This is a genomic window from Echinimonas agarilytica (genome assembly GCF_023703465.1).
GTDB classification, from domain to species: Bacteria; Pseudomonadota; Gammaproteobacteria; order Enterobacterales; family Neiellaceae; genus Echinimonas; species Echinimonas agarilytica.
The window spans coordinates 401,544-423,627 of sequence record NZ_JAMQGP010000003.1 but is presented as its reverse complement, the minus strand read 5'-3'; the positions used below and the strand labels follow the sequence as shown (position 1 = coordinate 423,627).

Genomic DNA, 22,084 nt, shown 5'->3' with positions numbered 1-22,084 from the left:
TTGTGACATGTCATCTTCCGGCGTTACAGAACGCTATAGTAGCTACTACACAAGGCTACATATTAAGGCAGGCATATCGCATCAAACATCACTCGAAGATCTACAAAAACAGCTTTCGAAGCTCAAAGATAGAGTCAAAAACCTGCGTATAATGCATACAAACACCTCAAGTGGAAATATATCGTTACACGAACTTGAATTATTAAGTGATGATATCGAAGCTTTAGTGAAAGCGGTTTTATTAAAAAAACAACGCTCTAACCCCCAAAAAAGTAGCAACGCTAAAAATAGTGCAAATTATAAAATCAACTATGCCAACTCAGCCAATGAGCTCACCAAATTAAGGGGTTACGAAAAAAAATTAGAACAAAAACTCAACATTTTGATAGACAGTCACGCTAAAACCCATGAGCTCTCATTTGCCCGAACAAGGTTGCAGCGCTGTCGAGATGCTATTGGTCAATTACTGATTCACATACAAACAACTGAAAACAAATGAAACTTAAACACGCAAAACGAACATTATTTAATCTAGTCGGCATTTTTCTGATTGCAAGCACTGCTACCAATGTTTGGGCAAATCAATTGAACACGCCAGAACACATTGAAGTCTTAACCATTAACAATGAAAAGCAGTCATGGTATTTGTTTCAAGACTCGCGCGCCATTGAACTTCCTTTGGGTGTCGTCAAACTGGAGGTACGTTACAAAGACTTAATCGAAGATGACAATGACGACACCCACCAGACCATCACCTCATCTAAAATCACAATGACGTTTGAGACGCGTCCTAACGAAGTATATCAACTCAAAGCCAAGCGACCGGAAACAGAAAAAGAAGCGCGCCAATTTGCAAAGAAGCCCGTCATTACCATTCACAGTAGCGCCGGTGTTGTGGAAGAATTGAATCCAGTTTACATTCCAACGGCCAATGTCGTAGTTGAAACACCTAAAAGTGAGCCGCCAACGAATGATGTCTCAGCAAAGATGCTACGCTACTGGTGGAGTCAGGCCGACGAAACAACAAAAGCTGAGTTTATTCGTGAAATAAGCGAGACTAAATCACGTTGATTCAAAAAGTAATTTGGCAGCTTTAGCCACTTTGTGTTTTTCTAATAGTATATCGAGACCCATTTCAGGAGAGCAGCATGATCCTTGACAATTTGTATAACTATTACGAACGATTAATCGCCGACTACATCAATCGTCACGGATTGGTGGATACTAAAGAACCCGAGTACCTTGCCGACTTATGTTGTTTAGCACTCAATCAGCTCCCTGCCCGCTACATTCGACATGAGGTTGATATGGCGTTTTATCTTCATCAATCAGAACGATTAACAATGGAAATGAATGTGAATGAAGCAATGGAGAAATCCATGGCCTTTTTAGAAAAAGATGAATCTGTTCGATAACCGCAAACACGCTGAACTGTCGTGACAATCTTTAAGGCTGTCACGCTTATTGTGCGAGCAAATATATGCGAGTCCCCATCGTGGCAAGTCCTATATTTTTAGAACAACCAACATTTACACCTCAAAACCGAAGGTTTCTGGTCGTTCAACAGGCCTGATATCAACGAAGGATTAACATCTAGAAGGGTTGATGTTTGCATCAAAAGCTTGCATAGCGCGACTCTTTGAATCAATAAGTTACACTCAAATTTGCAGCATAAGTTTGCATAAAATTGCAGCGAAAGTCTGTCATACAACCAAACTGCCATAGTAAATTTACAACGCCCCGCATCGCAATTTTGCTAGCTGTTAGCGAACCGTAGATTCCCCCGGGTAAACCCGGGGTACTTACTCAGGCGAACCTTGTTTGGCTTTCTCCAAAAAGTTAGGTTTCAGCAAACGGCGTAACGCGTTTATGGACACAAATGAGTTACTGTTAGCTACTCTTATTAGGAATTTTATTAGCTCTTCTTTTTCCCGACCCAGCGCCCAACCTTTCCAGCGTAATCCGTGTAGCATTGCCCAAATTTTCTGCCGAGAAAACGCTCTTCTGGGATAACCTGAAACTGAGTGATGTAGGCCATGAAGACAAATACAAGTCCAAGAGCAATCAAATTGCAAAGATAGAATGCCCATCCAACCAAACATAGAGCCATCCCAAGGTACATTGGATTGCGTGTATAGCCATATATGTCTGACACCACCAAATGGCTTGAAGCATCTGGAACGCGTGGATCGACTGTTGTTTGGTGGTGCCGAAATACTTGCACACCACGTCCAATGACAATCAATCCAGCAATAGCGAAAAACCAACCTAAACCTTGAGTTGCTGGTACATCAAAAGAGAGCGGCTCAGTAACTTCCGATGATAACAACATGAGACTGGCTGTCAGTAGGAGCACAATGATTGGCGGGACCTTTAGCTCCAAGCTTGATAAATAAGACATGCTGCATCCTCGATTGAACATATATTTGAAACCTTTTAACGCTGCTCGTTAGTGGAGTCTCAAATGGTTGTAAAAAAGCAGGCAAAGCGCCGTGGTCATCGCAATGAAAGTATGCGCCGAGCACCATTTGCCACGACTAGCCCGATAACAACGCCAATCACCAAATCAGGAATTTGCGAGCCTGTCACTGCAACAAGAAGACCAGCGAGAATGACTCCAGCATTGGCTATCACGTCATTGGCTGAGAAAATCATGCTGGCTTTCATGTGGGAGCCATTGTCTCGAACCTTGAAAATCAGCATAAGGCATATCACGTTTGCTACTAAGGCAACGCCACCAATCGCCATCATCAGCAATGATACGGGCTCACTTCCCATAGAGGCTCGCCTAGCGACCTCCATCAACAATCCAACAGCTAAGATTAACTGCAACCAGCCAGACACGTGCGCAGCTTTTAGCTTGGCTTCAGCGGCTTTTCCAACTGCATACAGTGCCACTAAGTAAACAGCTGCATCAGCAAACATATCCAAAGAGTCCGCAATAAGGCCCGCAGATTGCGCAACAATGCCCACTGTAAACTCAATAAAAAACATCACTGCATTGATACCAAGCAGCCATTTCAATACCCAAGCTTCTCGTGAGTCGTTGTACTTAGCCTCTTCTAATATCTTCTTGGCACTTTCTGCATCGACATGTTCGAGCGATAGTCGCTGAGCACCAAGCCCAACCGACTTGATGGTTGCTTCCACCTTTTCAGGCGAGTCGGCGTGATACACATGCACTTTCCGATTCGGTATATCGAAATCGAAGGAGATCGCTCCGCCAAAGTTCGCAAATGCTGTTCTGATCAGATTTTCTTCCGAAGGACAATCCATCTTTGGCACGCTGAACACACTAACCAAATTTAACTCTGTCAAATTGAGATCGGATTGTGGAAACTCATTTGAAGGCGATGCATCAACCTTGTTGCTTTTGCAACCACAGCATTGTGAGGGATCAGATGTCATAACTAGGCCTTGAAGTTACTATTTCTCTAAGCCTACACTCTATAGTTACTATAGAGTCAATAAGGAGCTTTCATACAAGATGAAAATAGGTGAATTGGCAAAACGCAGTGGGTGCTCTGTCCAGACCATTCGTTACTACGAAAAAGAAGGGTTGATTTCTGCGCCAGCCAGGACGGGTGGAAACTTTCGTGTGTATGACTCTCCGGCTCTGGATAAGTTAACTTTCATCAAAAATTGTCGAACTCTGGGTTTGACTTTGGATGAAATTAAACAATTGATAATGCTTCAGGACTCTCCAGGAAGACCTTGTGAGAAAGTAAACGGCATGATTGATGAACACATAGGTATTGTGAAGTCTCGTATTATTGATCTGCAAAAGCTTCACGATGATTTAAAGGTACTGCGTCAAAAATGTGGACAAGCTCGCACCATTGAGCAGTGTGGAATTTTGGATGAGCTATCACCTAAATCATCCATCTGAAATTGAAAATTAAGCTTGTGTAGCAATCTTGGACAATTTGGCCGGTGTGTCATTGCCTACCGCTTCGAGCTGAAGCGGTAGGCTACTTAGTTATGAAGTTTCCTGTAATTTGCCTTTTGAAAACCAAGTGAATAGCACTGGTAGTACAAAGAGTGTTAGCAGCGTTGCTGTTACCAACCCTCCGACAATAACGGTAGCCAGTGGTTTTTGGATCTCAGCGCCAACACCATTTGAGAGTAACATCGGGATGAGCCCCAGTGCCGAGGTCATTGCGGTCATTAGTACCGGCCTGAGCCTTGAGAGCGCCCCATCAAACACGGCGCTTTCAGCAGGAGAACCATCTTTAATGCGTTGATTGATGCTTTCAACCATCACTACACCGTTCAACACCGCGACGCCAAACAGCGTAATGAAGCCAACAGAACTTGGCACTGATAAGTATTGGCCAGATAGCCACAAAGCGAACACGCCACCAATTACAGCTAATGGAACATTCACAAGGATCAACATCGCCTGCCCAACGGAAGCAAATGTGAAATACAATAGCAGTGCAATTAAACCAAGAGATAACGGCACTACGAGTGACAACCGTTGCTGTGCCCGCTGCTGGTTTTCGTACTGCCCCCCGATATCCACTGAATAGCCGGGAGGTAAATCAACCTTCTTGGCAATCGCCTCCTGAATATCAGCCACCACGCTGCCCATATCTCTGCCATGGACGTTGGCTTGAACAACAATCCTGCGTTGAACATCATCCCGGCGCACTTGCGGTGGCCCAGACTCTACCGACACCTCTGCTACATCCCCCAAGCGCACCCATGCACCAGAAGGAGAGCGTAAACGAAGCTCTGCGATTTGTTCTCTGTCTTGACGGAACGACTCTGCTATTCGCACATAGATGTCATAGCGTTCATTACCGTTAATGATCTGACCCGCACTTACCCCTCCCATTCCGTCACGAACCAATGACATTACATCTTCAACATCTAAGCCATATCGGGAAAGTGCACGACGATTAGGTTTCACTACCAATTGAGATTCGCCAGCGATTTGCTCCATGGCGACATCACGCGCACCAGCTACATCCTTTACTGCGGACTCTATCGCTTGCCCTTTCTGCGCCAAAACAGTTAGATCAGGTCCAAAAAGTTTAATTGCGAGCTGAGCTTTAACCCCCGAGAGTAGCTCATCGACCCGAGTTGCAATAGGCTGAGAGAAATTGAATAGCAGGCCCGGATGCTGCTCAAGCTTGTGCTCCATAAGCTCTTGCAACTTGTAGCGGCTGTTTGCACTTGTCCATTCAGCAACGGGCTTTAAGCCAATGTAAATTTCTATGTTGTTAACAGGCTCAGGATCGCCACCAATTTCCGCCCTACCAATACGAGACATGGCATAGGTTACTTCGGGAAATTGCATCAAGATAGCTTCGAGCTTAGGCGCAACTTCCAGTGCTGTATTTAGGCTGGAAGATGGAGCCAATGTAACGCGTAGGTTAATCGTTCCTTCTTCAAGCTCTGGTACAAACTCAGTACCCAGACGAGGGACTACAGTAGCCGTCCCAATGACCAGCAAAACAGCGACACTTACTACAACCCGACTGTGATTCAGGCTCCAGAGCAGTCCTGCTCTATATGCTCGCTCAAGAGGTTGAAGCACAAAGCTATGCCTTACTCTGATGCCATTTCTGAACAAATATGTCGCAAGCGCAGGTACGATCAACAGAGCGACAACCACAGCAGCTAGCATTGCCAACATGATACTCACGGCCATGGGTTGAAACAGTTTTGCTTCCACTCCCTCGAAGCTAAACAGAGGCATGAATACAACCAGAATAATTGCGGTTGCAAAAAAGATAGGTCGCGCCACTTCCCGGCCTGCGAGTTGAAGCCTAAGTGCAATGCTACTTTTGTTAGGAGAACCACTCCTAAGAACGCTGGCCGAGTGTGCTGCTCTGGCAGAGCTTTGTTCATCATGTTCAGCATCAAAGTGACTTAAGTGCTTAAACATGTTTTCTACCATCACCACCGAGCCATCAACGAGCATACCAATCGCAACGGCGATGCCTCCCAATGACATCAGATTAGCCGAGATACCGAACCAGGCCATCACCATTAGGGCGATACCAATGGAAATGGGAATGGAAAGCAAAACCAGCAATGTTGCTCTGAGGTTCATCAGAAACAGTGCCAATATCACCACGATCAGCGCGAAGGCCAGTAACAGCGCATTGACTACCGTCTGCACCGCTTGCGAAATCAGATCTGCCTGGTCATAGAAAGCTTCAAAGTGAACCCCTTCTGGCAATGCTTGATTAATACGCTCAACCCTGCTGTTGATCCCATCAATGGTTGCTTTGGTATTTGCTCCCATACGCTTAAGAACGATGCCAGAGACAACCTCGCCAAGGGGGTCGATAGTGCCATCTTCGGCCCTTCGGCTCATGGTTACCGCACCTTGACGGATCTCCCCTCCCAACGAGACATCAGCAACGTTGGCAACAGTGACAGTAACACCATCAATAGTTCTAACTGGAACCTGCCCAAGTTGCTTCAACCCAAGATCTCCCGAGGCTACCCAGCCAGTTCCTCTGATCACGAGTTGTTCTTGGCCTCTATTCATATACCAACCGCCAACATTGGTATTATTTCGTTCCAGAGCAGCAATTACATCGTTCTGAGAGAGCTCGTATGCCAATAATAGCGAAGGATTTAGGTTGACTTGATACTGGCGTACCTCACCACCGAATGAGAGCACATCGGTCACCCCTTCTGCTGGAATAAGCAGCAGCTTCACAACCCAATCATTAAGGCTGCGTAAGGCCATTGCATCAAATCCAGAATCGGGTTCAGCGACCAAAAGGTACTGATAGACCTGACCCAAACCTGACGTATTTGGCCCCATTTCTGGCGTACCTACGCCCTCAGGAATTAGCTCTTTAGCAGCTTGAAGCCTTTCAAACACCAATTGTCGGGCAAAGTATATGTCGGTGCCTTCTTCGAATACGACCGTCACACCCGACAAGCCTGTCTTTGATATAGAGCGTACTTCCTTCACATCGGGTAGCGCATACATAACCGCTTCAATCGGATAGGTAATAAGCTGCTCAACCTCTTCGGCAGCAAGCCCAGGTGCTTCGGTATTCACTGAGACCTGAACGTTGGTGACGTCAGGGAATGCGTCCAAATTTAGTCTAGGGATCAGAAACGTAGAACTAACAATAATGACAACGAGGGCTATCAGTACCAACAACCTGTTGGCCACAGCCCAATCAATAATTCGATTAAACATTGGGACTCCAGTTACTTAGTGGTTGTGGGGGTCAAAACCGCCTTTGGCGATTTGTGAAGCAACGAAAAATGCCCCCTTAGTCACAACCCGCGTCCCCGGTTTCATGCCCCGAATTTCGCGAACTTGCCCATAGGAATCTCCCAACTTGACTTCCATAGGAATAAATTCCCCTGGATGATCTTCAACAAAAACAGTCCAATCACCATGTTCATCTCGAATTAACGCCGACTCTGGTACTGCAATCACTGAATGTTTAGTGCGAAAGTTAAAAAACACTTCGGCAAATTGACCTGGATGAAGTTGATGAGCAGCATTATCAACGACCAGCCGCACGAGGCGTGTGCGCGTAACCGGGTCGATGGTATGGGCTTCTTGAGATACAGCGGCTTCGACCCTTTTACCTGCGCTTACCACTTCGGCTTTTGAGCCAGCTTCCAATGACATATCGAAGTTCGGTGATAAGTGAGCCTCTACCCAGAGCTGCTTTTCATCGGCAATGAGGATGAGTGGTGCACCAGCCTCAATACGTTGCCCTTGCTCAAATCCATCGGATAGAACCGAGCCATCAATTTCAGCTCTCAATGTATACTCACCCAAAGATGGTGCGCTCTGCTTTTTCAAGCTTTCTAAATCACTGAATGACAACCCATACGCCAGCAAGGTCGCTTGAGCCGCTTCAAGGTTCGACTTTGCTTCAACATAGCGTTGAGCGCCAACCGTTTGTTGGCCCAACGATTTGACTCTTTGCCATTCAGGCCATGCGGTACGAAACTGAGATTGAGCTATGGCGACACTTTCGCTAAAAAGCGTGACTAGCTTTTGTCCTTTTGCAACATGCTCTCCGAGAGCCACGTGGCGATTTAAAATCACAGAAGGAACGCGGGGAGAGACCCGATAGCTTGTGTAGCCATTGGTTAGGATCTCCCCCGGAGCATACAGCTGATAATCAATTTGTTGGAATTGAAGTGGCTCGACAGCAATGTCAGCAAGAGCCATTTGCTCTGGACTTAGTGTTACCGCACCTTTCGCATCATGCTCGCCCTCTACAATTTGGGGTTCACCTTTCCCTTTGAGGTCATCGTGCTCTTCATGTGCATGTTCACTGTGGCCGTGCTGACCATGCTCCTCATTTTCTTCCTCTTGGTGCTCATGAGGTTCTTGATGCGGTTCGTGGCTATCAGTTCGAGAGGCCGCATGAGCATGCTCTGTCACAGATGCCAATGTAGCCGATGAACTGAGCAATCCGGCAATTAAAATAGTCATAAATTTCATGTTCATTGATACCGTCCTACGCTTAGTTCATCGGTTGAATGAGAGTGGCCAATTGCCCGGATTGGTAGAGTGCTTCTGTTAATGCAAGCAATGCTTGTTTTTCAAGCTCGATACCTGCCAATAGACTCTCTGTGCGCTGGTTTAAAGCTAATAAATAATTGGGGGTTGATAGGTCGCCGCTTTGCCATTGACGCTCTAGCAGTTGTTCGCTGTTGTTTACTCTATTGCCTAGTAGAGACTGCCAAGAGTTAAGGTGGTACTCATATCGTTGCCAACTGCTACGTGCAGCCCGCCAATTAACCCGCTGTTTACGAAAGGTCGCTATCCATTGCGCTTCAGCTTCAAGTTCTAGGCTTTGTGCCTCACGACTCTCTGCATCAAAGTTATTTCGCACATGAAGTGGAACGGATACTGTGAGCCCAACTAAGCTATCGCCACCATCCCGGCCAGCATTTATGCCAAATGTGGGGTCGGGTTTCGCCGCCCGACGAACAGATTCAGCATGCTCTATTTTTGAACGCCACATTGCTTCAGAGCTTGCGACCAGTGGGTATTGACTAAGATTTTCGTCGGTAGCTTCGACAATTGAGGATGGCCAAAAGTCGTCGGGAAGACCACCTCTTGATTGTGACCATTCGGGCAGAAGCTCCTGAAGTTGAACCTCGGCCCGAACCAAGCTTGCCTCAATGTCTGCGACTTGGGCGATTTGCTGCGATAACGACAACAATGTTAGCTGCGCATCAACAGCCCCGATATCGCCAGTCTTTTGTTGAGCATCGACCAATTGAAGTAATGAAGTGAGCTGCACCTTCTGTGATTGAGCAATATCGGCTGCCTGACTAGCGGTTTTCCATTCAACTAAGGCCGCAACAACCTCCGCAGTTTTATTCAGCACTTGCTGCTTGTACATGTGCATGGCAGCTGTTTTTAGGAATGTCGCTTGCTTGGTATTCACTGATCTTCTATCCCAAAGGTCAATAGTTTGCTCTAGACCCACCGCATAATTGTTTTCATCGCCATTGCGATCCGCCCCAACAGACAGTGCGGGGTTGTAAATAGGCTGACCCATTGCTTCAGCATTGGCATTCATCCCCTGCCAGCGCTCCTTTGCTGCAAGTACATCTGGGTGCTGATTAATCTGCGTGGCTAGCCAGCTATTCCAGTCGCCAGCTAGTGCTTGTGATTGAAGAAATGAGGCACAAACTACGCCAAGCGGAAAGCACCATATTGCGCCAGTCAGGCGCTTCAAAAAAAGATTTGTCATTGTTTCGACCAAACATTGAATATCGTTAGATACACAAAGGCACGTTGCCTCTGCGAGCTTAAGAAAAGAAAGAGTCGATTACGCTATTGGAGGACGGAACAACGAGATAGGTAAGTAATTTGTTTTGCTGGATAAAAAATCTAGCGGAGCTTCCGCCGAAGGTACGAATGACGCTGAAGCATTGAAAACGACAAGAGCAGCCGATGCATGCCCATGGCAATGTCCACATTGGTGGCAATCGTTTGCTGGTATATCTGTGCTTGCCAAATGCGAGTCTGAGTCACCATGACCAAAGGGTGCATCAGCATCTGCAGCATGTTTATGAGAGTGGCTAGTTTGGTAGTGTTTTAAGCCAGATTGGTGCGGTTCATAAGTGGAGGCAACAGCAAACCATGATTGCAGAGCAATCATGAGAGTAAGCAATAATGTAAAACGGCTGCCAAGCACCAAGTTATTATTCCGAAAACACTAAACTGGAGTCACGAAATTATCAGAGACAGATTACATGGGCAAGTGGCGCGCTTGTAATAGCTCAGACCTGTTAGCACGTTGTTGGGAGCTTCTATTTCTTGTCTTCTTTAAGGCAAGAACAAATTGAGCCAGAAAGCTTTGATACTTTGCATCGTTACTAAGCTTGGGTTTTGTTTCAATCACTTCAACCAAACACAACAAACGAGACCACTGCGACAATGACCGCTATTGCCCATAGTACTGGGTTTCCCCAATTCTCGTTTTTTCCGACTAGGTATTTGGTCAACGGCTTCTTGTTAAGAATAACGTGAAACAGAACCAAGGCAATGCTTAGGAACCCCAAATACAAATGGATATCTTTGTATTGATGCTTCGTCAAACCAATCCAAGCCCACTGACTTGAGCCGGGGCCATGAGGAGCAACAAATAGGATCAGCCCAGTCACCATCAGAACAGTAAACGAGAAAGCCAAAATAACCGCCGTATATGGCCTTAAACGATTCAAATTCATTCTGTATCTACCCCAGTTATGGAGAACTTAATAAGTTCGCTCATCTGAATAGAGTGAAACCTAGAGCCTATGAAACTAAGTCGAGCGTCTACAGGGTGGCCGAGCTAGAAACTCTTCTGCACTGATGAACCCATCTTGGTCTAAATCGTATTGCTCGAACAATTTTGAAGAGTCGGCTGCATTTCTTTGTAACTTTGCTTGACCAACCCGCCTTAATTGACGATCTGAGTGAAAGGTTTCGAACTCATCTTTGGAAATCAAGCCATCGTTATTTGTATCAACGTTGATAAATTCAGGTTGTTGCTGCCTACCACCGAAACCTCGGCTATCGACTTGCGGGGCAATAGAAATAGCGAGCATACCTACGATTATTGCAAGGGCTAACCTGTTCATTTTCATTTGCCTTACAGAGAGTACACATCTAGGTATAGAGCACCATAACCACTCTAAACGTAAGGTTTTGTAAACTTAACTGCTGATACTGCAATTACCCTGTGACTCAAGGCTCACTGCGTATAATCATCACAACCGCTGAAATGCTGTACCAAGGGTTATCGACCCGAACTGAAGTCATCTTTAAATATTAGCTCAGAGGGAACGCCACTGTTGATGAGGATATTCTCAACCTCAATCATCATCTTACTTGGGCCACATAAATAAAATTCAGTAACCTCCCCATTTAGCCAATGTTTGATTTGCCCTAATATGACCTGCTGAACGTAACCTTGCTTTCCTTTCCAATTACAGGAAGGACTTGACAGAGTGGGTAGATAAAAAAAGTTACCCATCTCTTCCGATAATGTCTCGAACTCTTCACTGTAAGCAAGTTCATCTTCATTTCTTGCGCCTTGAATGAGCCAGGTTTCATGACGATCAGAACCGAGCTCAACCTGCTCCCAAATTATTGCTCTCAATGGTGCCAATCCCGATCCCGCTCCAATTAAAACTCTTCGAACCACTTCATTCTCAGACGCAAAAAAATCAGAAAATGGACCGCTTGCGATAACTTTATCCCCGACATTGAGAGCTCCCAAATAGCTGGAACCCAAGCCTGCTGCTGACTCATGAAGTTGCCACCTAACATTGAATATCAGCTTGTTATCGAGCGAGTCATAGGTTGCCAACGAATAATGCCGAACACCTCCTTGATGAGTGAATGTACCACTAGGAACCTGTTGCCAATATCTCTCATAGTGTTGAGGCAAATCCTTAGGTCTGATGAAATTTGTACCGCCAGGAATGATAAAGCTCATATACGCCCCAGCGCGGTATGGAATTCTCTTTCCTCCAGCGGCGGTAAATTTTATCTCCTTTATAAATGGTGTAATAAACTTGGTCTCCACCGTTGTTAACTCATAGGTCTGAACCTCTTGAGGGGCATCAATTTCTATCTGTTCTATGCCCGAAACAAAATGTTGGCATGCAAGCCTGTATCCTCGATTTAGTTGCTCTGGCGAGAGGAGATCTTGATCTGCCGTTGTTTGGGGAAGGTTTTTACTCGACTTAAACTTGCACGTCCCGCATGTTCCCCCTCCGCCGCAACGAGATTGAAGAAATACTCCTGCTTCCACCAACCCGTTCAAAATCGTATCTGCTTTGGGTAAGGCTAAATCTGAAGTCGTACCTGAAGGTAAATGCCGAACAGATAAGTGCTTTCTACTTTTAGCAAGAGGGACTCTTAGCAGTCCGCTTTTAAATAAAAAGATGAGCCAGACGCCCCCTGTAACCGATAGAGCTAAAGTCAATCCAGCAGCCGAAACTATGAGCCAATGATTGAAACTTCCTGAATTTCCATAATCCATGAAGTGCAGCCTAAACATAAGATCACGCAAGCGCCGATCATCGTCAATATGGCTGATGACTCGTCCAGAATTTTTGTCAATGTAAACATTGGTGTGACTGGGATCATCGAATGATACCTTCCAAACAGCATTTTCTTCTCTCGGCAACTCGCGAACAGGGGGCTTTACCAAAGACACAGCAATAACATTTGCAGTTCCGGTGTAGGAACGATTTGCTATCTTTTTTACAAAAGGTTCTGTTAGAACAAAAAGCTCTCCAGAATAGGCATCGAAGAGTTGCACATAATGCTTCTGGTAACGGTGTTCGGGTTTCGTATGTATAACCTGATAGTAAGGCTGCTCCAATATCCACAGTAGTTTTACGCTCTCAGCACTTTGCTCAGTTAAGTTCATCCACGGTATAAGTGGCTTTGTTTTAACTCCTTGGTGGTTAACCGAGGTTTTACTGGCATTTCCTCCCGCTACATGATGATCGACTAGAGCAAAGTAGCCTCCCGTTCCTATCCAAACAATTACTTGGAGCCCTACGGCGACAGAAACCCATTTATGTATCGATTTAGTGAAGCCAAGGAGGCTCATAAACCCTCCTTGGCGAAGGAGGATCGCAACCGCAATACCAATAATATGATGCCAGTCAATGCTGCTGCTAAGGCCGTAGTTGCGCTTAAGATGAACAACAAATTTGAAACATTTTCTCCTTCGGTATAGTCCATAATGTGAAGCCGCCACATCCAATCAAAAATTCTCCATGGGCTATGACGTTTAGTCACAATCTCGCCAGTATATTCACTGACATAAAAAGTCGGAGCCGAATAGTGATCAAATGTCACTTGCCACACAGGAAGGTGTCTAGCAGATATTTCTGAAGGCTTAAGAGACGCATCTGATATGAGTTTTACGTGACTGATTTCGTCATTACCTGCGTAACTGTATTTCGCAATCTGCCTTGCTTGATATTCTTCAACTGGAGGAATTCTTTCACCAGTATTTGCATCCACCGCAGCTCCGTGACCTTGGGGGGTTACAAATCGATAGATAGGATGCCCTGAACTCATTGTTAGCTCGACATTGATAGCTTCTGGGTTGTCTCTAACTAATGAATCAAATGAGTAAGTTACCTCCACGCCCTTTATCTCTTCTCTAGAATCAACTGAAAGAAATTCACCATGAACATAGTGAATATTCATCAGCACCATGTATAAGCCACTGATGGCCCACAACAGAAACTGCGCTCCCACGACTACCATCAACCACTTGTGGATTGCTCTTATGACTCTAATCATTTCTTAACCATATCGGTAATTAAGATTCGAAGGCATTACACACTAACTCAAACTAGCTAATGAACGGAGCAAGAGGGTCTCTTCCCCTCATGCTCCGAAGTCAAAGCTAGTGAGCTGCCGTAGATTTCACATCAATAACGTGTTGCTCCAATATGTTCTGACGAGCCAACAAATGTTCAAGCAGCGTCACCACCATAATCAATTGAGTATCCTGGTGGCTTTCTAATTGATAACAGGTCTGCTCATCTGCTGTTTGCTGCTCTAAACATTCAGCATTGGCTATGCGCTTTGCGCGGACCATTTCAGTCAATTGCTCAATACCCGTTGCCATTGCCTCTCGGTGTTCCTTCATAACCCCTTGATTTGGAACTGTGGTGCCATTCACCAGAGTATTTTCTAATAACGAATTCATCGACTTTATCGTCTGATGCATCTTTTCTTGGTGTTGATACATAGATACAGAAGTATCGTTGGCCATTACAGCCATAGAAGGAGCCGTTAGTAGCAAGGCAACAATGAGTTTTTTAGCAAAAATTTTCATGGTGAGATTCTCTATTTGAGTGAGTTCGAGTCATAAACGGAAAGTTATATGGGCTAAGAATCTCTATTCTCTAAACACTTCAAACAAGAGGAAAATAGGCGTCTTACGTTGGGCACTTGGCCTTATCAGCGAGCAGGCATATCTCCTTTGCCGCTCAAAATTTCGCAGCAGTTGCATGCAAGAGTCACTATGAGCAACATCAAATTTTCGCTTTGATTGCGACTCTAGAGCCTGCGCAGCCCTGCAACTTGACAATTCACAACAATCAGTTCGTTCGGCAGAGCTCACTTTTACTGAATGGCAGCCTATCTTTTGCATACCATCATGTTGATCTACTTGGGGGGGCGAGAAGGATTCAGCACAGGAGCTTAAAAAGCTCATCGCGGATAGCAGCCCAAGCAATAAAATCGAGGCAAGTAACTTGGCTTTACAACTAGCAAACCTACCGTAGTTGCCATACATCAAGGCACTCATCATACGTTCCAGCTCGGTGCTTCCGCTCTACGGCTCCTCACCGCTAAGGATTGAGCGCTATAATTCATGTGAACGTCCTCGAAAATAGCAATGGGTCTGCCCAAACAAGCTTCAAACACAGTTGAGCTGACGAATAACCGAATCGCAATATGTGGCTAAAGAGGCGACTAGAAGTCGCCTCTTGGCTATCAGTGGTAATGACTAAATTGCGAAGTTTGTCCATCGTGATGAACAGCAATCACGCTGTAAGCATCTTTACGATTCCCTTCCATTCCAGGTGAGCCCATCGGCATGCCGGGCACTGCGATGCCTTTAATATTTGGGCGCTCATCCAACAATCGCTGAACATCTTTAGCGGGAACGTGACCTTCAATAAAATAACCACCAACAAAAGCGGTATGGCAAGAAGCTGCCGCTGGTGTCACTCCGGCTTGCTCCTTTAACTTGCTGAGATTGTTTTGAATAACAACATTCAACTCAAACCCTTGCTGTTGCATGTAGTCCACCCACTTCTGACAGCAGCCGCAATATTCAGACTTGTACACTTCAATCGTCTCAGATGCAGTGGCAGCCCCGATACTGAGCAAGATACTTGCTACTAAAGCTAACTTTTTCATTTTCACTCTCCGCTATTCTTGCTCGACATCCGGTGGTGCTCGCTATGGTCCATACTCTGATGGTGACTATGATCCATACTCTGATGTTGGTTATGTTCACTTTTTCGATGTGGGCACTGCTTGTGCTCCTCTTTTCCAGAGTGAGCAGCCCCTTGTTCTAGGTGAGGACACTGTTTTTTGTCTTCATGTGTGCAGTCGCCAGAGTAGTGGTGAGGACACTTTGTCTGCTCTTGGTGCATACCTTGATGTTGGCTGTGATCCATACCATTCATCTTGGAGTGTTTCGCCATAGATGTTTCAGCAGCATTAAGGCTCAAAGAAATAGAAGCTGTAGCAAAGAATGCGGCGAATAGAATGTTTTTTAGAGTTAACGTTTTCACTTTATTTTCCTTTCAAATAAGGTTTGATTGTCTGTTTGCACCACAGGTAATACACAGCAGGCACAAGCAATAGCGTAAGTAAGATGGAAGAGACCATGCCGCCAACCATTGGGGCAGCAATGCGTTGCATGACTTCGGAACCAGTTCCTGTTCCGTACATGATGGGTAATAGGCCGACGATAATAGTGGCTGCAGTCATTACTTTGGGGCGTAAACGTAATGCCGCGCCTTCGATCATTGCATCCTTCAGTCCGCTCAAGGTAATTGGTTTTTCTGCTTGCTGACATTCATCGAGCCAGTCATCAAAAGCGTGCCGAAGGTAGAGAAGCATTAGCACACTCGTTTCCACAGCAACCCCAGCCAAAGCAATGAACCCAACGCCAACGGCAACCGAAAAATTAAAGCCTTGCCAATAAATCAACCAGATCCCGCCAATCAAAGCCAACGGAAGCGTCCCCATGATGATCAGCACGTCACTAAACCGACGGTGGCTCAAATAAAGCAGTACCACAATGATCGCCAGTGTTAATGGAATCACATAGGAGAGCTTCTCTTTAGCCCGAAGCATGTACTCATATTGGCCGGACCAAGTAATCGAGTAGCCCGGAGGCAAAGCAAGCTCTGAAGCAACGATTTCACTTGCCTGCTCGACATAGCTACCAATATCTACATCTTCCAAGTCAACGTAGGTCCAGCCATTCAGTCGGGCATTTTCACTTTTGATTCCTGGAGGACCATCTTCGATATAAACATCGGCAACATCACTCAGAGCGATCCGTTGATTAGACGGGGTTACGATCGGCAGCAGAGCAATGCTTTCGGGTGAATCACGATAGGTTTGGGGGTAGCGCAAATTGACCGGGTAGCGCTCAAGTCCTTCAACGGTTTGAGTCACGTTCATCCCGCCGATTGCTGTCGCTACGACTTGTTGCACATCAGCAATGTTTAATCCATAGCGAGCAGCCTGCGCCCTATCAATATCAACTTTGATATAGCGCCCTCCCGCGACCCGCTCGGAATAAGCAGATGCAGTGCCAGGCACATCTTTAAGTATTTGTTCTAACTGTTGGCCAATGGTTTGGATTGTATTTAGTTCCGGTCCCGCGATTTTAATGCCAACGGGTGTCTTGATGCCTGTCGCTAACATATCGATGCGAGTTTTGATGGGCATGACCCACGCATTTGTTAACCCAGGGAACTGAACTAAGCTATCGAGCTCTTGTTTAAGAACATCGGTTGTTACTCCTTCTCGCCACTCTTCTTTCGGTTTCAACTGAATAAAGGTTTCAACCATCGTCAAAGGAGCAGGATCTGTAGCAGTATCAGCACGACCAACCTTACCAAAGACATTCTGCACTTCGGGAATAGTTCGAATCAGTTTATCGGTTTGCTGTAGCAGCTCTCTTGCTTTGCCAATCGAGACCCCCGCGTAAGTGGTTGGCATGTACATTAGATCGCCTTCATCCAGAGGAGGAATGAATTCCGTGCCAATTTTATTGACCGGCCAAAAGCCTATAGCGGTGATCAAAATCGAAACTGCGATGGTCGATTTGGGGTATTTCAGTACGCCGTTTAAAAGCGGCATATACAAAGCCATCAGGATACGGTTAACTGGGTTTTTGTTCTCAGCAACAATTTTGCCGCGAATGAAATAGCCCATCAGTACCGGAACCAAGGTAATGGCCAGAGCAGCAGAAGCTGCCATTGCGTAAGTTTTTGTAAAGGCCAATGGAGAAAACATCCGCCCCTCTTGCGCTTCAAGAGTAAATACCGGAAGGAAGCTAACGGTAATAATCAATAGCGAAAAGAACAGTGACGGGCCAACTTCAATTGCAGCCTTGGAGACAACTTGCCAACGGTTCTCATCTGTCACCTTCTCTTTTTCCATGTGTTTGTGCATGTTTTCAATCATCACGATCGCGCCATCGACCATTGCGCCAATTGCAATTGCAATGCCTCCTAACGACATGATGTTGGCGTTCAAGCCCTGTAAATGCATCACAACAAAAGCGGCTAATATGCCCACTGGGATAGTAATAATGCCCACCAATGACGAGCGCACATGAAAGAGAAAGATCAGGCAAACCAATGCGACAACAATGAATTCTTCCAGTAGCTTGTGCCAAAGGTTGTCCACCGCTCGCTCTATTAACCCAGATCGATCATAAACAGGCACTATCTCTACACCTTGGGGGAGGCTGGGTTTGAGTTGCTCTAAACGACTTTTAACGGCCTCAATTGTTTTTTGTGCATTCTCGCCAAAGCGCATTACAATGACACCACCGACCGTTTCACCTTCGCCATTCAGCTCAGCAACCCCTCGTCGCATTTGTGGCCCTAATTGAATATCTGCAACATCTCTTAAAAGCAGTGGAGTGCCTTGCTGACTAACGCCCAACGGAATGTTGTTTAAGTCGTCAATGCTTTGAATATATCCGGTCGCCCGAACCATATACTCAGCTTCTGAATTCTCGATAACCGACGCGCCAACCTCCTGGTTTCCTCGTTGAATAGCGGTTTGAATCAGGCTAAGGGGAATACCAAAGGCACGGAGCTTATCGGGGTCAACTTTGACTTGGTACTGCTTAACCATGCCGCCGACAGTTGCTACTTCAGAGACCCCAGCAACAGTCTGTAGCTCATACTTTAGAAACCAGTCTTGGATGGAGCGAAGTTGTGATAAATCATGTTGACCGGAGCGGTCTATTAGCGAGTAGATGTAAACCCAGCCCACACCTGTTGCATCAGGACCAAGTTGCGGCTTAGCGGTACTTGGTAAGCTCGGAGCAACTTGACTCAAGTATTCTAAAACTCTACTTCTGGCCCAATACAAATCGGTATCATCGTCAAAGATCACGTATACATATGAGTCCCCAAAGAACGAAAAGCCTCTCACAGTTTCAGCACCAGGCACCGACAGCATGGCGGTTGTCAATGGGTAGGTAACTTGCTCTTCAACAACCTGCGGTGCTTGGCCTGGGTATGACGTTTTAATGATGACCTGAACATCAGAGAGATCAGGAATCGCGTCGATCGGTGTTTGCTTGATTGCCCACAGTCCTCCCACCACTAATATCAGCGTCATGAGCAGTACCATGAACCGGTTGTAAATCGACCATCGGATAATGGAAGCAATCATTGCTGTTCTCCACTCTTAGCCTTGTTGGAATTAGAAGCAGAACCTGAATGCTGACTATGATCCATGCCTTCATGCCCGCTGTGTTCCATGGTTTGATGCTGGCTACGATCCATGCCTTCGTGGTCACTGTGATTCATGGATTGGTGCTGGCTATGAGCCAAGCCTTCGTGGTCACTGTGATTCATGGTTTGATGCTGGCGATGATCCATGCCTTCGTGGTCACTGTGATTCATGGTTTGGTGCTGGCTATGATCCATTTCTTTGTGGCCATTGTGTTCCATGGTTTGATGCTGGCTATGATCCATTTCTTTGTGGCCGCTATGCTCTCCCGCAGAAGTCGAAGAGCGGTCTGGTCCCGAAGAAATAATGTGAATGCCCTGAATGCTGTATGCATTGTTGGCTTCGGCGATTTCGAAATGCAGGTGTGTCTCAGGCGTCAGCAATTCAATGTCTACTACCTCAGCAACACCGAACTTCATTGTCATAGCGGGCCACTGCCACGCATCAACAGGCTCGTGTTCAACCGTTACTTCTCTATCGAGAGGGTTAACCGACTTCACAACACCTTCAGCCCAAACCGTTTTCGCAAGTGCAGTATCAGCCGATGACATCCGTAAAAAATCTGAACTAATGCTGGATTCAGAATCGAGCAAAAACTGTGAAGAAGAGACGATGGAGTCTCCTTGCTGAACTCCGGCAATCAACTCCGCTTGCTCCGAGTCAATGCGGCCCACTTGAACTGCAACAGATTTGTATTTTCCTTCTCCCATAGCGAGAACAACTCGATCTTGCGAGCCTGTTCTTATGAGCGCTTCCCGAGGCACTATCAGGGTATCTTTGTCAGAATCTGCGTGAATGGCGACTTGAGCAAACATGTTCGGTTTTAACGTCTCGTTTTTATTAGCAAACCTGAGACGAACTCTGGCAGTTCGATTGTCTTGATCGAGCATTGGGTAGATGTAGTCGACACGCCCTTGCCACTCTCTTCCTGGCGCGTAGTCCAATGTCATCGAGACCTTGTCACCCACATTGACTAAGTTAGCTTGTCTTTCGAATAACTCTGCCGTAACCCAAATTTCATCCAGAGGCCCCACTGACAAAATTGTCTTGCCGGGCTTGACGAAGAACCCCTCATACACATCGAGATTGGCAATTACACCCGATTGAGGTGCCACAATTGTTACCGTCCGAGACACTGCTCTATTCTCGACAACAGCTTGTATTTGGGATTCGGGAACCTGCAATGCTCTCAGGCGCTCTTTAGCGGACTTGATGAGTTTTGTACTTTTTCTATCTAGAGCAAGAAGAAGTTCTTCTTGAGCATTGACGAGCTCTGGCGAATATATCGAAAATAGCGGATCCCCCTGAGTCACTCGCTCACCTTCAACTTTGACGAATAACGTCTCAAGCCAGCCTTCAACGCGAGGGTGAACGTGAATTAGCGCATCCTCGTTGAAGCCTACGTAGCCAACCGTGTTAATTTCCGAATGGAAAGGTTGGTGACTCACGTTGATTACTCTGACGCCTAGGTTGTTTTCAACTTCGGGAGAAATGGTCACTGTTCCGGGACTATTTGCACCTTCGCTGTCTGCATAAACAGGAATCAAATCCATTCCCATTGGAGACTTTCCTGGTTGATCTCTTCGGTAATTGGGGTCCATAGGCGCAACCCAATAGAGCGGTTCATCAGCCGCGCTTTGATGTTGAAGAGTTAGCGTCGGACTCAACACATGGTAACCAGCGGCACCTAACACAACACCCACGGTTATTGTTAGTGATGTTTTGACAAAAGTATTCATTAATTCAAATTCCCTTAAATAACTTCACCGGCTAGTAAGTAGTTGAGCTGCACAACCTTTTTCAAACGCTCGACTTGAATTTGGCTAGCTTCAATCTGAGTGTTGAGAACAGCAATGTATGCACGCATGACTTCTGCAAAGTCTCCACGATCAGCGGTGTAAGCATTCAAAGCTGAGTCGGCCTGCTGATTGGTTTGCTGCAACAACTTTTGGCTGTATTGAAGTTCACGTCGTTCTAATCGGTTGATTTGAGCAGTGAGCGATTCAAATTCGGCGCTCAACTTTCGCAATAGCAGTTGGCGTTCGGTTTCAACGGAGAGTGCTCGATAGCGAGCAGCATCGACTTGCTTGTCTTGGCGAGACTCGGTGAAAACAGGCAAATCAAAAGTGACCCCTACTGATAAAAAATCAGCGCGACTGTTGCCGTAAGGATCATCTTGACGATAACCATAGCTTGCGGTCAGTCCCCACTCTGGTTTGTAACTTTGCTTAGCTATTTCAACATCGGTATTTGCAATTTCTCGTTGTTGCTCAATACCTCTTACTGTTGGATGCTTGGCCAGCACTCGTGTCAACGCACTTAATTCTCCAGCTTTGAATACAGCTAGTGGTTCGATTTCAGGGGCGTCGATCGTTAGCGCATTTGCTATTGCTTCAGGTGGTAACCATTCCAATAGCAATTGGAGATTAGTGTCGAATTGTTGTCGAATTCTTAATACGCGCTCATCTAAACGAGCCAGCTCCAAGTCGGCTCTAATTAAGTCCTGCTGGCGAGTGTTGCCTGCAGCAGATGTGTACCCTTTTTCGGTTACATCAACCAATTGCTCGAACAAATATCGATTGTTTTCGATTAAATCTGCAATATGTTGAGCTAGCCATGCGTCTAGGTATATTTGACTGACGAGTGAAGTGACTTTGGCAGATCTAACTTTTGCAGCAATTAACGTAAGCTCATTTTTTTCTTTTCCCTGCTCACGTCGCAGCTGCAGTGTATCCCCTCGGGGAAACATTTGACTCACGCCAACTTTCAGCTGCGTCATACCTTCTTGGTCGAAGTTGAAAGTGTCCGTTGGAATATTTGCTGCGGAGATGTTTATTCTCGGATCAGGCAAAGAGCTTGCGGCAGTCGCCTCACTCAAAAATGCTTGCCCATTGAGTTTGTTTCCCTCTTGCCAAATATCGCCAGATAGCGCCAGATTGACAGCTTTAGCCAACGATAGTTTGGTTTCTTCAGCCCAAACTCCTGAGGTGTGAGCCAAGGGCAAAAATGAAGCAACTACCAGCGCACACAGGCGCAAGTTACGATTTCGGTTCATCATGTACGGGCCTCTATAAGCCAAATGATTAAATGTAC

At 46.0% G+C, this 22,084-nt stretch carries 20 protein-coding genes; 4 read left to right on the top strand and 16 right to left on the bottom strand.

Annotated features, from left to right (window positions below; translation table 11 throughout):
• Positions 1-7: 7 nt before the first annotated feature.
• The 3 genes from NAF29_RS09095 (at position 8) to NAF29_RS09085 (ending at position 1,415) form a co-directional block, all read left to right on the top strand.
• A complete protein-coding gene (locus NAF29_RS09095) occupies positions 8-499 on the top strand; it encodes a hypothetical protein (RefSeq protein WP_251261234.1) in 492 nt (163 codons plus the stop codon).
• Positions 496-1,071 (top strand): DUF2057 family protein, encoded by a 576-nt coding sequence (locus NAF29_RS09090; protein WP_251261233.1) that lies wholly within the window; start codon positions 496-498, stop codon positions 1,069-1,071. Before NAF29_RS09095 ends, NAF29_RS09090 begins: the two co-directional genes overlap by 4 nt.
• A gap of 77 nt (positions 1,072-1,148) precedes the next feature.
• Complete coding sequence (locus tag NAF29_RS09085; RefSeq protein WP_251261232.1) at positions 1,149-1,415, top strand: late competence development ComFB family protein; 267 nt, start codon at positions 1,149-1,151, stop codon at positions 1,413-1,415.
• A 500-nt stretch (positions 1,416-1,915) separates the two neighbouring features.
• Here NAF29_RS09085 and NAF29_RS09080 read toward each other — a convergent pair whose 3' ends face one another.
• Together NAF29_RS09080 and NAF29_RS09075 are read right to left on the bottom strand one after the other, a co-directional pair.
• Positions 1,916-2,401 carry a methyltransferase family protein gene (locus NAF29_RS09080; RefSeq protein ID WP_191143522.1) on the bottom strand — a complete coding sequence of 162 codons (486 nt, stop codon included), beginning with the start codon at positions 2,399-2,401 and terminating at the stop codon, positions 1,916-1,918.
• Positions 2,402-2,496: 95 nt separating this feature from the next.
• Positions 2,497-3,276 (bottom strand): cation efflux transmembrane domain-containing protein, encoded by a 780-nt coding sequence (locus NAF29_RS09075; RefSeq protein WP_224745745.1) that lies wholly within the window; start codon positions 3,274-3,276, stop codon positions 2,497-2,499.
• Between the two features lie 211 nt (positions 3,277-3,487).
• On the opposite strand from NAF29_RS09075, the gene cadR reads away from it, so the two are divergent.
• The gene (gene cadR, locus NAF29_RS09070; protein WP_087505609.1) at positions 3,488-3,889 is read left to right on the top strand and encodes a Cd(II)/Pb(II)-responsive transcriptional regulator; all 402 of its coding nucleotides are present in this window, start codon (positions 3,488-3,490) and stop codon (positions 3,887-3,889) included.
• 90 nt (positions 3,890-3,979) lie between these two features.
• On the opposite strand, the gene NAF29_RS09065 is transcribed toward cadR, so the two are convergent.
• From NAF29_RS09065 to NAF29_RS09000, 14 genes are all read right to left on the bottom strand, one after another.
• Positions 3,980-7,177 carry an efflux RND transporter permease subunit gene (locus tag NAF29_RS09065; protein ID WP_251261231.1) on the bottom strand — a complete coding sequence of 1,066 codons (3,198 nt, stop codon included), beginning with the start codon at positions 7,175-7,177 and terminating at the stop codon, positions 3,980-3,982.
• A 15-nt stretch (positions 7,178-7,192) separates the two neighbouring features.
• Complete coding sequence (locus NAF29_RS09060) at positions 7,193-8,455, bottom strand: efflux RND transporter periplasmic adaptor subunit (protein WP_251261230.1); 1,263 nt, start codon at positions 8,453-8,455, stop codon at positions 7,193-7,195.
• Between the two features lie 16 nt (positions 8,456-8,471).
• Positions 8,472-9,713, bottom strand: a complete 1,242-nt coding sequence (locus NAF29_RS09055) for a TolC family protein (RefSeq protein WP_191143518.1) — start codon at positions 9,711-9,713, stop codon at positions 8,472-8,474.
• A 78-nt stretch (positions 9,714-9,791) separates the two neighbouring features.
• Complete coding sequence (locus NAF29_RS09050; protein WP_251261229.1) at positions 9,792-10,124, bottom strand: hypothetical protein; 333 nt, start codon at positions 10,122-10,124, stop codon at positions 9,792-9,794.
• Between the two features lie 244 nt (positions 10,125-10,368).
• Positions 10,369-10,695 (bottom strand): DUF4405 domain-containing protein, encoded by a 327-nt coding sequence (locus tag NAF29_RS09045; protein ID WP_191143517.1) that lies wholly within the window; start codon positions 10,693-10,695, stop codon positions 10,369-10,371.
• A 75-nt stretch (positions 10,696-10,770) separates the two neighbouring features.
• Complete coding sequence (locus tag NAF29_RS09040; protein WP_251261228.1) at positions 10,771-11,088, bottom strand: EF-hand domain-containing protein; 318 nt, start codon at positions 11,086-11,088, stop codon at positions 10,771-10,773.
• A 158-nt stretch (positions 11,089-11,246) separates the two neighbouring features.
• Positions 11,247-13,076, bottom strand: a complete 1,830-nt coding sequence (locus tag NAF29_RS09035; RefSeq protein ID WP_191143516.1) for a 2Fe-2S iron-sulfur cluster-binding protein — start codon at positions 13,074-13,076, stop codon at positions 11,247-11,249.
• The gene (locus NAF29_RS09030; protein ID WP_191143515.1) at positions 13,073-13,780 is read right to left on the bottom strand and encodes a PepSY domain-containing protein; all 708 of its coding nucleotides are present in this window, start codon (positions 13,778-13,780) and stop codon (positions 13,073-13,075) included. Before NAF29_RS09030 ends, NAF29_RS09035 begins: the two co-directional genes overlap by 4 nt.
• A 106-nt stretch (positions 13,781-13,886) precedes the next feature.
• Complete coding sequence (locus NAF29_RS09025) at positions 13,887-14,321, bottom strand: hypothetical protein (protein WP_191143514.1); 435 nt, start codon at positions 14,319-14,321, stop codon at positions 13,887-13,889.
• 662 nt (positions 14,322-14,983) lie between these two features.
• Complete coding sequence (locus NAF29_RS09020; protein ID WP_191143673.1) at positions 14,984-15,412, bottom strand: DUF411 domain-containing protein; 429 nt, start codon at positions 15,410-15,412, stop codon at positions 14,984-14,986.
• Between the two features lie 2 nt (positions 15,413-15,414).
• Entirely contained in the window at positions 15,415-15,792 is a 378-nt protein-coding gene (locus NAF29_RS09015; protein WP_191143513.1) for a hypothetical protein, read from the bottom strand.
• Position 15,793: 1 nt separating this feature from the next.
• The gene (locus tag NAF29_RS09010) at positions 15,794-18,931 is read right to left on the bottom strand and encodes an efflux RND transporter permease subunit (RefSeq protein WP_251261227.1); all 3,138 of its coding nucleotides are present in this window, start codon (positions 18,929-18,931) and stop codon (positions 15,794-15,796) included.
• Complete coding sequence (locus NAF29_RS09005) at positions 18,928-20,730, bottom strand: efflux RND transporter periplasmic adaptor subunit (protein WP_251261226.1); 1,803 nt, start codon at positions 20,728-20,730, stop codon at positions 18,928-18,930. Before NAF29_RS09005 ends, NAF29_RS09010 begins: the two co-directional genes overlap by 4 nt.
• 14 nt (positions 20,731-20,744) lie before the next feature.
• The gene (locus NAF29_RS09000) at positions 20,745-22,049 is read right to left on the bottom strand and encodes a TolC family protein (protein ID WP_191143510.1); all 1,305 of its coding nucleotides are present in this window, start codon (positions 22,047-22,049) and stop codon (positions 20,745-20,747) included.
• Positions 22,050-22,084 lie beyond the last annotated feature (35 nt).